General features: G+C 59.8%; 13 protein-coding genes. 7 read left to right on the forward strand and 6 right to left on the reverse strand.

Features of this window, described 5'->3' with window-relative positions:
* Positions 1-84: 84 nt before the first annotated feature.
* Together V1289_RS05020 and V1289_RS05025 are read left to right on the forward strand one after the other, a co-directional pair.
* Positions 85-1,146 (forward strand): hypothetical protein, encoded by a 1,062-nt coding sequence (locus V1289_RS05020; protein ID WP_334395898.1) that lies wholly within the window; start codon positions 85-87, stop codon positions 1,144-1,146.
* 317 nt (positions 1,147-1,463) lie between these two features.
* Positions 1,464-3,353 (forward strand): hypothetical protein, encoded by a 1,890-nt coding sequence (locus V1289_RS05025; protein ID WP_334395899.1) that lies wholly within the window; start codon positions 1,464-1,466, stop codon positions 3,351-3,353.
* A gap of 206 nt (positions 3,354-3,559) precedes the next feature.
* Here the strand turns inward: V1289_RS05025 and V1289_RS49500 are convergent, their stop codons facing one another.
* A complete protein-coding gene (locus V1289_RS49500) occupies positions 3,560-3,754 on the reverse strand; it encodes a sugar phosphate nucleotidyltransferase (protein ID WP_442896167.1) in 195 nt (64 codons plus the stop codon).
* A 362-nt stretch (positions 3,755-4,116) separates the two neighbouring features.
* Between V1289_RS49500 and rfbB the strand changes: the two genes are divergently transcribed.
* The 3 genes from rfbB to V1289_RS05040 are packed head-to-tail and all read left to right on the forward strand — an operon-like array spanning position 4,117 to position 7,208.
* Entirely contained in the window at positions 4,117-5,229 is a 1,113-nt protein-coding gene (gene rfbB / locus V1289_RS05030; protein ID WP_334395900.1) for a dTDP-glucose 4,6-dehydratase, read from the forward strand.
* Positions 5,230-5,235: 6 nt separating this feature from the next.
* Positions 5,236-6,429 carry a CgeB family protein gene (locus V1289_RS05035; protein WP_334395901.1) on the forward strand — a complete coding sequence of 398 codons (1,194 nt, stop codon included), beginning with the start codon at positions 5,236-5,238 and terminating at the stop codon, positions 6,427-6,429.
* Positions 6,426-7,208 carry a class I SAM-dependent methyltransferase gene (locus V1289_RS05040; RefSeq protein WP_334395902.1) on the forward strand — a complete coding sequence of 261 codons (783 nt, stop codon included), beginning with the start codon at positions 6,426-6,428 and terminating at the stop codon, positions 7,206-7,208. The genes V1289_RS05035 and V1289_RS05040 overlap by 4 nt, the downstream gene beginning before the upstream one ends.
* Positions 7,209-7,222: 14 nt before the next feature.
* Here the strand turns inward: V1289_RS05040 and V1289_RS05045 are convergent, their stop codons facing one another.
* From V1289_RS05045 to V1289_RS05055, 3 genes are read right to left on the reverse strand one after another with little or no spacing between them, the layout of a single operon-like run.
* Complete coding sequence (locus V1289_RS05045) at positions 7,223-7,924, reverse strand: NDP-hexose 2,3-dehydratase family protein (RefSeq protein ID WP_334395904.1); 702 nt, start codon at positions 7,922-7,924, stop codon at positions 7,223-7,225.
* Entirely contained in the window at positions 7,924-9,024 is a 1,101-nt protein-coding gene (locus V1289_RS05050) for a DegT/DnrJ/EryC1/StrS family aminotransferase (protein WP_334395905.1), read from the reverse strand. Before V1289_RS05050 ends, V1289_RS05045 begins: the two co-directional genes overlap by 1 nt.
* Positions 9,025-9,067: 43 nt before the next feature.
* Entirely contained in the window at positions 9,068-10,144 is a 1,077-nt protein-coding gene (locus tag V1289_RS05055; protein WP_334395906.1) for a hypothetical protein, read from the reverse strand.
* A gap of 222 nt (positions 10,145-10,366) precedes the next feature.
* Between V1289_RS05055 and rfbA the strand changes: the two genes are divergently transcribed.
* The gene (gene rfbA, locus V1289_RS05060; RefSeq protein WP_334395907.1) at positions 10,367-11,242 is read left to right on the forward strand and encodes a glucose-1-phosphate thymidylyltransferase RfbA; all 876 of its coding nucleotides are present in this window, start codon (positions 10,367-10,369) and stop codon (positions 11,240-11,242) included.
* A 13-nt stretch (positions 11,243-11,255) separates the two neighbouring features.
* On the opposite strand, the gene V1289_RS05065 is transcribed toward rfbA, so the two are convergent.
* Complete coding sequence (locus V1289_RS05065; protein ID WP_334395908.1) at positions 11,256-12,701, reverse strand: hypothetical protein; 1,446 nt, start codon at positions 12,699-12,701, stop codon at positions 11,256-11,258.
* Between the two features lie 307 nt (positions 12,702-13,008).
* Here V1289_RS05065 and rffA point away from each other — a divergent pair, with 307 nt between their 5' ends.
* Positions 13,009-14,151: a dTDP-4-amino-4,6-dideoxygalactose transaminase gene (rffA, locus tag V1289_RS05070; protein ID WP_334395909.1), complete on the forward strand. Its 1,143-nt coding sequence runs from the start codon at positions 13,009-13,011 to the stop codon at positions 14,149-14,151.
* Between the two features lie 32 nt (positions 14,152-14,183).
* On the opposite strand, the gene V1289_RS05075 is transcribed toward rffA, so the two are convergent.
* Positions 14,184-14,873, reverse strand: a complete 690-nt coding sequence (locus tag V1289_RS05075; RefSeq protein WP_334395910.1) for a hypothetical protein — start codon at positions 14,871-14,873, stop codon at positions 14,184-14,186.
* Between the last annotated feature and the right edge of the window lie 244 nt (positions 14,874-15,117).

Consider the following 15,117-nt stretch of genomic DNA (forward strand, 5'->3'; position numbering starts at 1 on the left):
TCCCTCAAATGTTCCTCTGCTCTATAACGGGGCGGAGAACCGTGATAGAGGTTTCGGGTTGTCGACGCTTGGGAAAACTCGCAGATGCTTTTCGGTGAAGAAACAAGTACCCGCGAATTCTTTCGGCTACTGTGGAAGGGCAAGTACCGGATTTTATCTTGCGCTTTTATTGCGGCGATAGTTGGCGTTGTCGTCGCCATCGCTATTCCAAAGGTTTACGAGACCAAGGTTGTCGCCCGCCCAGCAAGCGAAGCGGCATTCGGGTCGTTCTCCGAAATATTGTCCCATACTCCCGGTGACTGGCACTTAACAAAGAATATGGTTGCCACCACGAAGCAAACGTTTCTAACGTTCGCGCGAGATCGAGACTATCTGGGGACCTATGTCCTGTCCCACCAAGATCTCTTTCCACAAGCGAAACTGGACGATCCCGAAACGCTGCAGAAAATTGTCTACCAACGCTATGATGTAATCATTTCAAAGGACGCAAGTGACGATGCTCTGGAATTCCGCTTTCGGTACGGCAATGGGACATTCGGTGCTCAGTTCTTGAACAATTTCGTGAAAACGGTGATCGATAAGACGACCGAAAGTCTATATGCAAATGGCCGGTCATCGCTGGCGGCCGCCAAAAAAAGCAAAGAGAACGAGCTAGAGCGACTTCGCGAATTCCGAGACATCGCTGCAAAGCAACTCATGTTAACGTATCGAGAAGCCTTGGACGCTGCAAAAAGCGCAAACATTGAAAAGCCGGTCGCCTTAAACTTATGGACCGTCTCACCCCTTGCTGCAACCAACGGTCAACCGCCCTTGTTTCTTTTCGGGTCGCAAATTCTCACGTCAGAATTGAGGAACATTGAGCAACGCATGGGCAACGATTTTGCCATACCAGAATTCGGCCTCATTAGATCCTCGATAGCCGATTTAGACAGAAGACTTAACGTGCTTGACCAAACGCTAGGGACACCAATTGTCATCACCCAGCTTGGGTATGAAGCCCGTCCAATATTTCCAGCGAAGACTCCGATCATGCTGATTTGCGTTGCAATTGGGGCGGCATTGGGCGGCTGTTGGGAATATGCGCGATTGCAGAAATCAAAGCCGCAAGCTGACCTGCCAACGAGTATTTCCTCCTCGGAGAATTAGGGTCCGTCTCATCGCCCGGGACAGGCTGCGCTCGAAAGGCGGATCAAGGAGACTTGCAGACGCGGGTTTGCTTCGCGAGGACGCAGGCGAGTCGCAAGCTCCGTGTGCTGACCATTATTGATACCTTCTCCCGCTTCTCGCCAGCGCCACGCCTTACATTCCGCGGCGCCGATGTTGTGGTGGTGCTGGCAAGAGCCGGTGAAGTTACGCGCGAAGAATCTCCATTTCGCAGGCAAGGTTGTTGATCCAGAAGGCGCGACAGATTACGTATTTAGCATGACATGCGCTATTTTAACGTAGCTTGGCAGGCAAACCTCATGACTTCACTGAAGCCGCGCTCGACCATTACCGACGTAATCCCTGCAGCCCCGAACGAGGCCCGCGCGATTGCCGGGGTAGAGTCGATTGCGATTGCAATTGCTGCCCTCGCGACGATTGTCTTCATCGGCAAGCTATTGATGCGGTCCAATCTAAGCTACGATTTTACCGATGAAGGGTTTTATCTCAACTGGATATCGCACCCATCGAACTTTCCAATATCATTGTGGCAGTTTGGATACATATATCATCCGCTCTACAAGCTCACGGGTTCCAGCATCGCATTACTGCGGCAGAGCAATATCTTAATCTCGTTTTTTTTGGCAGTGGCGGCGTGCCTCTGTTTGTTGCGGCGATGTGCTCTAGACGCGGGCGCGCATTTCACGCTGTCATTCCCGTTGATCGGCCTCTCGATCGTCGCAGCAAATACGTCATTGCTGATTCTCGTTTTCGTGAGCTCTCTTTGGTTGCCCACGCCCAGCTATAATAGCTTGACTTTCCATTCGCTTCTTGTGGCTTCGATCGGGTTTTGCCTCGCAGAGACCAGCTCGTCGCACACCAGCGTCGCCGGATGGCTCCTCATCGGCGTTGGCGGATTTCTGGCATTTATGGGCAAACCTCCATCTGCTTTCGTTCTCGGCGTCGTGACCTTGTTTAGCCTCCTGATCGGTCAAAAACTGAAGTTACGGATGACGGCCATCGCGATTGCAACATTCTGCTTACTATTGGTCGCATACGCTTGGCTGGTTGGCGGGTCAATTGAACAATTTATTTCGGATTTGCGCCGGAGTATCGACGACTTATCAATTTTGGAATCGAAACATAAAATCAGCAACGTCTTCCGATCCGACGAATTTGATCTTGCTTTCGACGAAATCTGCATCCTAGCTGCGTTGACGCTTTGGATTGTAGCGCTGACCTTGAGCACATATTCAAGGCGTTTGGCCGTTAGGTTTACAGGTGTCTTCGCGGTCTGCGTACTCATTGCGATAGCGTTCGCGTTGAGCTCAGAAATATTTGTCTTTAAATTCCAGGACAGGATGTTCCAGGGCCTCCAGTTTCTGGCTGTGGTTCTAGCAGGCATCATCTGCTTCGCGGCAGATTCATTTTTCAAGGCCAGTTCAACGGTCTCGCGGCAGCAGGTTGCTTCGTCAGTGTTCTTTACGCTTTTGCCGCTCGCCTTTGCTGTCGGGACTGCCAACAATTATTGGCGGGTCGCGACCAGCGCCGCATTCTTCTTGACATTGTCCAGCTTCTCGCTGCTTAGCGCAAGAAACTGGGGTCAAGCATCGTGGCGCCACCTCTTGCCGCTAGCGATCTCTTCTCTGGTCATGACCATCGTGATTGTCGAGCATGGGATGGAGCACCCCTATCGTGACCCCAATCCTCTGACGTCAAGCACCATCCCTGTTCAAATGGGTCAAGCTGGCGACATGCTTCTACTCAACTCGAATTTTGCAGCCTACCTGGAAGCACTTCGGCGGCTTTCACGCAATGCCGGCTTCCAAACGGGTACTCCTATGATCGACCTTACCGGACATTACCCCGGTTCGCTCTATGCGCTAGCTGCGAAACCGGTTGGCGCTGCTTGGCTTATCGGAGGGTATCCTGGCAGCGATAAGCTGGCGGTGGCGAATTTGGATCTCGTTCCGTGTCAGGAGCTCGTTCGATCCTGGGTCTTGACCGAACCCGACGGTCCGCTACGGCTATCGCTGGACTTGCTTAGCAGATACGGCATCGATCTGAAACACGACTTCGAGATCGTGGGTACTCTCGACGCTCCAATTGGAGCGTTTCCGACAAGCTACAAACAGCAGCTGCTCAAGCCGAAGCTAGTTTTACAAAAAGCACTGTCCGCTTGTGAAATAGCCCGAACTGCGGCCAATTAATCAAACCTGTTCCAAGGCCGAAAGGTGTTTGATGTGTATCCTCCTATTGCGAAAAAAAATGCGAGGTGCTGATCGACGGCGTTGATATTCCGTCACGGGCTTCCTATCGATAAGCGTCTTGAAAGCGTCGTCATCGATAAATTTCATTCGTCAAGCGACTTCTTAAGGGCAAGCGACCTTTAGACCCGTACGCTCCTCAATAACCTTTATGAACTGAGAGGCCTCATAAGATCCTTATGCGCTCCGCCATCGAGCCAGGCAACGCCTCGACCAAACAGCGTCACTCTCAGGAGACCGAGCTCGAGGTATCGCCGGTTAACGTCGGTAATTTCTAATTCGTCACGTGCCGAGGGGCGAAGCTCACGTGAGAACGCTAAGACAATGCCAACGCGACATTGCAGCCCACAATTTCGTCAGCAACGATCCGAAAACATTCGGCGATTCAACCGGCGTATTCTTGCGAGCGATAGCCACGAGGGACGTTCGAACAGAAAGCAGACAAGCCGAACGCTCTTGCGCATTGATCGACGAGGACGCGCGCAAAGCCTGGAACAAACAGCAAATTGAGGCGGATGTCCCACTATTGATGATCCAAATCCTATCGACTATCATTCGGCCCCAGCAAAATAACTCGCTTCCGGGACGGCAGGACCGTCCGGCTGGCTCGCTTTAGCCGAACAGAAATCGCTTGTTTTCCAGAAATGGCGGCGGTTTATACCATTCAAGGAAACATCTTCGGGTGGCAGACAACCAAGGGGCTCCGATGCAGAGCGTTCTAATCACCGGAGGCGCTGGTTTCATCGGCCAGAATCTGGTGCACGCGTGGTGCGCCGCGCGTCCGGACGATCGGCTGACCGTCGTCGATGCGATGACCTACGCGGCCAACATCCGAAGCCTGGAATCGCTGATCGCCGATCGCAGCATCCTGTTCGTCAGGGGCGACATCCGGGATGCGGCGCTGATGCGGCGGCTGTTCGACGAGCATAAATTCACGCGAGTCGCTCACCTCGCCGCCGAATCCCATGTCGATCGATCGATCGTCGATCCCGAGGCTTTCCTGCAAACCAACGTGCTCGGCACTTTCACCTTGCTCAAGGCGGCGCTGGACGCATGGCGCTCGTGGGGCACGATCGATCGCGCGCGCTTTCTTCACGTGTCGACCGACGAAGTCTACGGCTCGCTCGGGCCGAATGATCCGGCCTTTTCGGAATCCTCGCCGTACCGCCCCAATTCGCCCTACGCCGCGAGCAAGGCGGCGAGCGACCATCTAGTGCGCTCATTCGTCCCGACCTATGGGCTGCCGGTCCTGATCACCAATTGCTCTAACAATTACGGGCCATACCAGCACCCCGAAAAGCTGATCCCGCTGATGATCATTCACGTACTGGAGGGAAAGCCGCTGCCGGTCTACGGCGACGGCTCCAATGTCCGCGACTGGCTGCACGTCTCCGATCACTGCGACGCCTTGATCAACGTGATCGAACAAGGCCGCAGCGGCGAAACCTATAATGTCGGCGGCGGCAACGAGCGCAACAACCGCGATTTGGTCGGCCTGATCTGCGACACCATCGACCGCGCCTTCGCTGCCGATCCCAACCTTTCCGCGCGCTTTCCATCGTGCCCGGCAACCGCAGGCCGCAGCACGCGCACGCTCATCGGTTATGTCACCGACCGCCCCGGTCACGATCACCGCTATGCGATCAACGCGACCAAGCTCGCCACCGAACTCGGCAGCCGCTGCCGGGTGGATTTCGAAAGCGGACTTGGGCAGACCGTGCGCTGGTATCTCGATCACGAGGAATGGTGGCGCGACGTCACCAGCGGCGCCTACAAGGCCTGGATCGACAAGAATTACGGCTATCGGATCGTGATCTAGCACGCCATGCGCATCCTCGTGCTCAACGCGGACTACCCGCGCTTCCTGGCTTGGCTCTATCGCCGCAAGCCGGGGCTCGAACGCGCCGCCTATGCGGCGCAAATGACGGCGCGAAGCGAGAGCCTGTTTGGCGTTGCTGATTTCTATTCGCGGAATTTTACCGCCCTCGGCCATCCCGCAGCGGAGATCCATGTCAACAATCCCTGGCTTCAGGCGGCCTGGGCGCGCGAGCACGGGATCGCGGTCGAAACCGCGGAGCCGTCCACTGCAGCCGCGCGCAGGCCGCTTCCCGCTTGGCTGCAGCGCGCCGTAACGCCATTCAAACCGATGCTGCGGCCACTGGCCCGAAAGGTTGGCCTCAGTCCCAAGCTCGATGCTCAGGCCGAAAACATCCTGCTCGCGCAGATCGAGGATTTCAAACCCGACCTGGTGCTCAACCAGGACACCTTTCACGTTGATACCGCGCTGATGCGGCGCATCAAGGGCATCGGCAGGCCGATCCTGATCGGCCAGGTCGGGATCGCGCCATCGCGCGGCGAAGACTGGACCGTCTACGATCTGATGATGTCGCAATTGGCGGCGACGGTGAATTTCTTTCGGGACGCTGGCGTTCGCGCCGAAGTCAATCATCTGGCGTTCGAGCCAACGATTCTCGAGGCGCTGCCGGCGCAGCCTGCGACCGACATCGACGTTTCCTTCGTCGGCACCGTCTCGCCGGATCACCGGCAGCGGATTGCGCTGCTGGAGGCGATTGCCGAACGCTACGATCTCAAACTGTTCGGAAATCCGTCGCAGACGCTGCCTGCCGCCTCGCCGCTGCACCGCTGCTTTCAGGGCGAGGTCTGGGGCGCTGACATGTATCAGGCGCTGCGGCGCTCGAAGATCACGCTCAATTCGCACATCGATATGGCCGCCCGGGAAGCCGGAAACATGCGGTTGTTCGAAGCCACCGGCGTCGGCGCTTTCCTGCTGACCGACTTCAAGGACAATCTCAATACCCTGTTCGAGCCGGATAGCGAGGTCGGGGTATGGCGCTCAGTCGACGATTGTCTTGCCGAGATCAATCGCGCGCTCGGGGATGGTTCGGGTCGCGAAGCAATTGCGCGCGCCGGTCAGGCGAGGACGATGGCGGAGCATACCTATCGCCATCGCGTGGCCGAGATTCTCGGTTTCGTCGACGCCGTGCGAGCGCAGCGATGAAGCTGCCGCGCGCGATCCGGCTGATCGGCAAACGCGTCGTGCAGGCAACGCCCATTCTGCGCCGCCATATTCTGACGTCGACCGACTACCAGGTGCTCAGCGGCGTCGACGAGGCCCGCAGCGCGATGGCTTCGGACGGCTGGCTTGCCGCGCGTACGGTGGCGCGCCAGGAGCGCGCTTATCAGGGCCTGATCGCGGCCATGAAAGCCGGCGAACCGCGGCTTGATTTCACGATCGCGGCGGAGGCCGTCGCCGCCACCGGCATTGCCAACCCTCTTCTGATCGAGGTCGGCTGCGGCAGCGGTTATTATTCCGAGGTATTTGCAACCCTCGTTCCCGGCGGCGTGCGTTATACCGGCATCGACTACTCGGAAGCGATGATCGCGCGGGCGCGTGCAAATTATCCATCGGCCGCGTTCGAGGCGGCCGACGCAACCCGACTGCCCTTCCCCGACAATGCCTTCGACATCGTCTTCAATGGCGTGTCGCTGATGCACATCGTCGATTATCAGGCGGCGATCCGCGAAGCCGCACGCGTCGCCAAGCGTTACTGCATCTTCCACAGCGTACCGGTTTTCGACGATCACGGAACCATATATTTGAGGAAGTACGCCTACGGCGCCCCGGTCGTCGAAGTGGTTTTCGGCAAACAGGAACTGATGTCGCTGTGCGGCGATGCCGGACTACGGCTGGCGCGCGAGTGGTCCGGAATTCCCTATGATGTCTATGAGGCGACAGGGCATCACTCCGGCGCGATAACCTATCTGTTCACGCGCTGAGCGAGACCGGCGGATCAAAGCGGCGCAATCACGGTCCGCACATAGGGGCCGACAATGTTGTCCAGCAGGATCATTTGCTTGATCTGCGACAGGCTTGCCCATCGATAAACCCGATCGTTGATCGCAAGCTGGCTCGCGTCCTCAACGAACAGGATCATGTTCTCGTTCGATTTCTGCCAGAACCGGCTGCCTTCCTCGTTGTGTTTCGACCGGTAGATCACGCGGATATTTGCGGAAGCATCGAGACATTCGGCGAATGGCGCGCGCCGCGCGTCTTTCAGTCCGCGGATGTTCTCCCAGGTGCTCTGGATCGTCGGGCAAAACTGCAGATAGCCGACATTGCCGGGATCGGCCTTGGCCTGGAGCAGGAACTCGAGCCCTCGCTCCGGGGTCTCGCGACACAGCAGCGCCAGGACGCCGCCCTCCGACTGGGTCAGGATAGGCTGGTCCCAGCCCGAGATCTCCCTGACGCCGGGCGCGCTTCGCACCCTGACGCCTTCGATACGAAAGAATTGCCCCGTCGCGTTGCGGATATTGCCGTCGTCGTCCTCGTGCCAGTCAGCGACCTCGCGCAACGGAATGAGTTTTGCGGAAAACGGGACATCTCGCCTCCGCACTTCGAGCCAACCCAGCAGTTCCGCCGGATCCGTTGCCTCGACCGCGCGCGAAGCCTGCAGGCGATCGCGCAGCCAGCGGATGTGTTCCTGATCGGCCATCAGATCGCAGCTCTCACGGCTTCGATAACCTCGTCTATCTCATCATCCCTCAAATGCGGATACACCGGCAGCGAGAAGATTTGCCTGGCGTTGCGCTCGGCGACCGGAAACTGGCCTTCCCGGTAGCCCAGATCCTGATAGCCGCGCATCAAATGGATCGGCCACCGGTACTGCACGCTGCATTTGAGGCCGCGGGCCTCGATTCTCGCCAGCGTCGCGTCGCGGTCGCCCGATGTCTCCACCACGAATAGATGATACACGTGCCGCCCGTAGTCATTTTCCTTGGGCAACCGCAATCCCGAGTCCGCCAATCCCCGCCGGTAGCGGTCGGCAATGTCGCGACGGCGATTGATCCAGCCGTCTATTCTGGGCAGCTTCAGCGAAAGTATCGCGGCTTGGACTTCGTCGAGCCGCGAATTATAGCCGTGGCGCTCGGCATAGTAGGTCTGCTCCATACCGTAAAAGCGCAGCGAGCGCGCGAGATCGACGACAGCTTCGTCGCCGCTCACCACCATGCCGCCGTCGCCATAGCCGCCGAGCAGCTTGGTCGGATAGAACGAAAAGGTCGCCGCGGTGCCGATGCTTCCGCAGCGACGATTCCTGTAGCGCGCGCCCTGCGACTGCGCGCAGTCCTCGATCACCTTAAGTCCGTGCCGCCGGGCGATTTCCAGCAATGGATCGAGATCGACGCATTGACCGTACAGGTGGACGGCAACGATCGCACGGGTGCGCGGCGTGATCGCCGCCTCGATTTGACCGACATCCATCAGGAAATCGTCATCCCTGATATCGACGAAAACCGGACGGGCGCCGAGAACCTGGATCGCGGAGACGGTCGGGACTGCGGTGTTCGGTACCGTAATGACCTCGTCGCCGGCCCCGACACCGGCGGCCGCGAGCGCGATGTAGATCGCGTCGGTTCCGCTGTTGACCCCGACGGCACCTTTGACGCCGACATAGGCCGCCATATCGCGTTCGAACGCGATCCCCTCCGGTCCGAGAATGAGCTTGCCGGATGTGAACACGCGATCGACCGCGGCGAGAATTTCGTCCCGCAGTTCGTCATACTCGCGTCGATAATCCCAAAATGGCGGTAGCATCGTTCGGTCAATTTCCCCGCGACAGAAGGCGGCTCGAAGCGGCCTAGTACGCTGTATCACGAACGACAAGAAACGCACGTCCGGTAACGATGTCCAGTAGCTGAAATACGAGGATGCCGACATTTCGTGCCCTGCTCTTGATGGTATGGGATCGCGCCTGTGGCCTGGTTTCGTCGATATTGAGCATCGGCTCGGTGATTTTCTCCACCGCCAACAGTTCCTCCATATAGGGCCGGTAAATATGGTTGCGCGTCGTTGCCGAGAACGGCGCGCCGAAGATACGATGGCTGTTGAAGATGAACCAGCGCAGCCCCTTCCGCAGCCCCTGAAAGTGGAAAAAAACCAGCGGGGTTGCGTCCACCATGACCTGGCCATCGCGAACATCGATTCGGTAATTGGCGATATTCCAGGGGGCGAGGTTTGCACCGATATTGTCGACCGCCTTTACACGCGTCGACAGAAGCGAAAAAGAATCGAGATATCCCTGGTCGGCGTAGCGGCCTCCGTCGACATAATCATGGCACCATTCGATGCATCTCTCTCGCCACCATTTGATGACGGCGATGCCGTCCGGATCGTTGCGCGCCCCCACCCATCCCACATTGTAGGTCCCAAAACTTCGCCGTCTCTCGAGGTTGGGGGCATAGCGATGAGGAATAATCGCGACCGCCGCGCCCTTCAGTTCCTCGTAAACGGCCTCCGGTGAAGCAAAAAAATACAGGTCTCCGTCGAGGTAGGTTACCCACTCCGCGTCCGCCTCGCGCGCCAGAACATAGAGCATCCAGGCCGCTGAGCACGTAAAGTAATATTCGACGATGCTACGGTCGGCACGCGTCGCGGCAAGCTCCGGATCGGCCGCCTCAAAATCCGCGAGCCGCACCGGCACGATTCCCGGCAGATCAAGCGTGACCAGGATCGTGTGGCATTCGGCGCTCAGGCACAGGACCCAGAGACGGGAATTGGGGGCGTGGCGTTGAAGGGATCGATGCAACGCCAACCCGCGCGACAGATAGTTGTGATCGAAGTAGGTGCAGTAGACGCGGTTCAACATGCGATATGTCAGTCTGGCCGCGAGAAGGGCGGAAGGCGATTTAACGAGCTCTTGCTTGCCCCACGCCACCCATCATGTCTACAGGAGGCACCAGAACGGCGCAATGCGGTCGCTGCAAACCGCAAAAATATGGCGATTAACCGCCGAAACGAGGCTTGCACGTCCGGCTCCCCGCAATCTCGCCGTTCGGCCACTCTCGTTGGCCGAGGCACTCCGAAAGACCTTTGAGATGCGCACAGCCGCGTGTTACCGAGACCCTCGAATTCCGGGTCGCAACGCGAGCAAGATGTAATGAATCGCAAAGGCATCATTTTGGCCGGTGGCCGTGGCACGCGGCTCTATCCGCTGACCCTGGCCACGTCGAAGCAGCTATTGCCGATCTACGACAAGCCGCTGATCTACTATTCGATGACCACGCTGATGATGGCGGGCTTGCGCGAACTCCTCATCATCACCACGCCGGAAGAGATCGATCAGTTCAAGCGTCTGCTCGGCGACGGGAGCCAGTGGGGAATCGCGCTCTCCTTTGCTATCCAGGACCACCCCGGCGGCATCGCGGAAGCGTTCCTGATCGGCCGGGACTTCCTGGCGGGCGGGCCGTCGGCGCTGATTCTCGGCGACAACATCTTCTATGGCGACAATCTGCGGGCGCTGCTCCGCGACTCGGCAGCGAAGGCCCGCGGCGCTACCGTATTCGCCTGCTGGGTCGACGATCCCGAGCGATACGGCGTGATCGAGTTCGATCCCGCCCACCGCCCGCTGCGGATCGTCGAAAAGCCGAAGGCGCCGAAATCCAATTACGCCGTCACCGGGCTTTACTTCTACGACGAACGCGTCGTCGACATCGTCCGCGAGATGAAGCCATCGGCGCGCGGAGAACTCGAGATCACCGACCTCAATCAATGGTATCTGGACCGCGGCGAACTTCATGCCGAACGGTTCGGCCGCGGCTACGCCTGGCTCGATGCAGGCACCCACGAATCGCTGCTCGAGGCATCGCAATTCATCCACATCGTGGAAAAGCGCCAGGGCCTGAAAATCGCCTGCCCCGAAGAGGTTGCATTCGCCGAGGGTTTTATCGACGCCGAACAATTGCTGCTTCTGGCCGAGCCCATGAAGAACACGGCATATGGGCAGTATCTGATCCGGCAGGCGCGGATTTCCTGAGCCACGCAAATCTCTAACGCGGAATCGCCGCGATCATTCTTTCGCGGATGCGCCCGACCGCCAACGGACTCGCCGCCACGGCTGCCACCAGCAGCCATATCGCGCATTCGGCAAAGAAACGTGCCGGGCCCGTCCAGGGCAACGCCAGCCGGATCGCCGCTCCCAACGCCCAGCCCGCCAGCGTCACGGCGATCATCATCGCCGCCAGAAAGCCGCCATGGCGAAGCGGATGCTGCAACGTCTGTCCAACGACGACGAATGCCAGCACACCGCATTGAATCGACAAGTCGCTGGCGACCACCGCGACCGCCGCGCCAAGCGGTCCCATCGGAGGAATCAGGATCAATGACAGGATCAGGAATACAGCAAGCTGAAGTCCCTTGGTCCGCACCAGAAGCCCGCCGCGATTGCTGTAATTGGCAAAACCCAGCGCCAGGATCGACGGGGCGATCGCGGCGGTGCCTATCAGCAACGTGACCGTGAGCAACGGGTCGTAGGGAATGGCGCCATGCGTCCAGAGCGCGAAAAAATCTTGCCAGAACGGCAACAGCCCCGAGACCGCGAAGCTCGCCAGCGCCGCGACGAACACCGAGCCGCGGGCGTAGAGGCTGCGCAGCCGGTCGGTGTCGCCGACCGCGTGGTCGTGGCCGAGTTCGGCGGCTAGCGGAAGCGTGGTCTGCAGGCAGAGCGCCCGCAGCAACCCCGCCACCACGCGGGTCAGCCCCCATTGCGCTACCGCGATGCGGTCGGACACCAGCGCGCTGACCAGCATCACCGGAAGATTGAGCAGCACCAGTTCCGTTGCGCCCGCCAGCCCGAATGGCGCCGCCTTGCGGAACTGACCGATGATCCAGCGCGGGGAATTTCTGCTCCTTACCCCGCGCAAAAACGGAAACAGCCGCGGCGCATCGATCGCCAGCAGATAGATCGTGACCAGCACCTGAGCCGCCACACACGCGACGGTAACGCCAAGCAGGCTTCCGGTCAGAACGATCGCGACCAGTTGCCCCACCTGTCCCGCCGCCGTGGCCCAGCCCTGCAGCCACACTGCGCGACCATAGAGACCTCGCGCACGATACAGCCCCCCGACCAGGCTGGACGGCAGCGTCAGCATGGTGCCTGCCGCCATCACCACGAAGGCCGCGTCGAAATCCGCGATCGACTGAAATCTGAAAACGGCGGAGGGCGAGACCAGCTGTGCGGCGGCCAGCACGACGATGGCAAGAAAGCCGCCCAGGCCCAGATAGATCCGCAGCAACGCGGCATAGAAGCGCGCCGTTCGCCCGTCGCAATCGATGCTGGATTTGAATGCGAGAAACCGGTTGATCACGCGAAACTGCAGACCGCTATCGGCAATCAGCATCAGATTGCCGACGGCGTAGATCACGAGCCAGGCTGCGAGAACCTCGCTGGTCCAGAAATGCAGAAAAACCGGAACCAGCGCGACCTGCTGGGTCAAGCCCAGCGCCATCTGGAAAAAACTTGCGGACCAACCCGCAATCAGCCTGCGCGCCCGGCTCCGGCCCGAAGCATTTGTCGGAGCCTCGCCCTTCCGCGCATCATCTGCCTCGTCGATCAAGGCCGAACCCCTTCAGCATCGAAACCGGGCTAGCAGTCAACGCCGTGAATGTCGATAGTCGGTGAATGGTGACCTCGGGGCGGCGCACGAGGCCGCAATTGGCCGTTGATTCCTCCACCGGAAACCGCCTATCTGGCGTCAGCCGCTTGCGATCGCCGGCGCCGTTGCAGAACCTGAAGACAACAACGTGGCCACCGAGTTCATACCGTTCAATCGGCCCTACGCGACCGGCAAGGAGCTCGGCTACATTGCCGAGGCACACGGTCATTTGCATCTGTCTGGCGACGGCCGGTTCTCAAAACGCTGCCATCAGTGGATCGAACAGCGAACGGGTTGCGCCAAGGCGCTGCTGACGCATTCATGCACCTCTGCGCTCGATATGGCGGCGCTGCTGCTTGACATCACGAGCGGCGACGAAATCATCATGCCGTCCTACACCTTCGTGTCGACGGCGAACGCATTCGTGCTGCGGGGCGCGGTTCCGGTTTTCGTCGACATCCGCGAGGACACGCTTAATCTGGATGAGCGATTGATCGAGGCCGCCATCACGCCCCGCACCCGCGCCATCGCACCCGTGCATTACGCCGGCGTATCCTGCGACATGGACGCCATTGTCGCGATCGCAAAACGCCACCACCTTGCGGTGATCGAGGATGCGGCGCAGGGCGTCATGGCGGGCTACAAGGGCCGCGCGCTCGGCGCAATCGGCGATCTCGGCAGCTTCAGTTTTCACGAGACCAAAAACATCATTTCGGGCGAAGGCGGCGCGCTTCTTGTGAACGATCCCGCGCTGGTATCGCGCGCTGAGATCATCCGCGAGAAGGGAACCGATCGCGACCGGTTTTTCCGCGGCGAGGTGGACAAATACACCTGGCAGGATGTCGGTTCTTCATTTCTGCCAAGCGACATCAATGCCGCATTCCTGTGGGCGCAATTCGAAGAGGCCGAGCGCATCACGCGGGAACGGGTCGCGATCTGGCAGCGCTACCACATCATGCTCGAATCGCTCGAACACCGGGGGCGGCTTCGCCGTCCGGTCGTGCCGGCGGACTGCCAGCACAATGGCCACATCTACTACGTCATTCTGCCGCCCGATATCGATCGTCAGGCCGTACTGCGCGAACTCAAGAGCCATGCGATCCAATCGGTATTTCATTACGTCCCGCTGCATTCGTCGCCCGCGGGCCAGCGCTTCGGGCGGGCGCATGGCGAGCTGTCGCTGACGACGTCGCTGTCGGAACGCCTGATCAGGCTGCCGATGTGGCTGGGCCTGGCGGAAGCCCAGCAGCAGCGGGTCTGCGACGTATTGGGCGCGATTCTCGGAAAATAGCGGACCACCGCGTCAGCCCGCCCAGATCAGGTTCAAAGGCCGTCGGACTCACCATTCTTCGGCGTTGAGCGTGGTGTAAACGGCGCAAAAGACCCATCTGTGGCGCCAGCAACCGGTTGCGGCACCGGCATGCCGGGTATACCGGCCGGAGCGCCAACGGGGCCTTCCGGACGCTGCAGGACGAGAACTTCGCTCCGGCCAGCCTTCTTGAGCGTGACCTCGCGGCCCTGGACCGAGCTGAGCTGCCACCCGGCATGGCTGTCACCCTGCCGCAAGCGGACGATTTTCTGATTGCTCCGGTCAAGGAAAACCGCAATCGCGTCGCCGTCGCCGACGACGGCTCCAATCAGCGCCAGCGCCGGACGGTCCGGTGCGGCCGGCGGCGGGGGTGGTGGCGCGACGGCCTGTTCCGCGGGAGCGACCACGGCACGCTGCGGCGGCCGCCTTGAGGCGGAGAAGATCGGACGCTCCTGGGTGGCCGGCAGCGCCGAAAGCGGCACCGACCACAGCGGATTTCCGGTCGGCGTCCTCGCGGGCTCCCGGCTCGGCTTCGCAAGCGGTTTCACGGCGCCGACGTCGACGCTGTCAGGGCCGCCCCCTGGCCGATCGTCGGACAGAATATCGGTGGAAGAGGTCGCCGCACGCAGTTCCGGCGAAAGGCCGATCGCAACCATGCCGCCCGATAGCAGCACCAGCGCCAGAATTTTGAGCCGCCCGACCATCTCTTAACCCGCCGCTAGCCTCGCCGCCGCCAGATCCGCGGTGACCTTACCCGCAACCACGGCGCCCATCAACGCAATGCGAATCGAAGCTGAGTCTTAGCGCCTCGGCTCCCCCCGGGGTGCGGCGGGACGGCGCGTTTTCCGGAAACTTTGCTGGTGCCACGCGCCCTGAATGTTGCCAAACAGCCACGCCGCCGGAAATACGAACGGGCTTGGCCCACGTCGGCGCAAAACCGGCCCGAGG

The sequence above is a fragment of the Bradyrhizobium sp. AZCC 2289 genome (assembly GCF_036924615.1).
GTDB lineage: Bacteria > Pseudomonadota > Alphaproteobacteria > Rhizobiales > Xanthobacteraceae > Bradyrhizobium.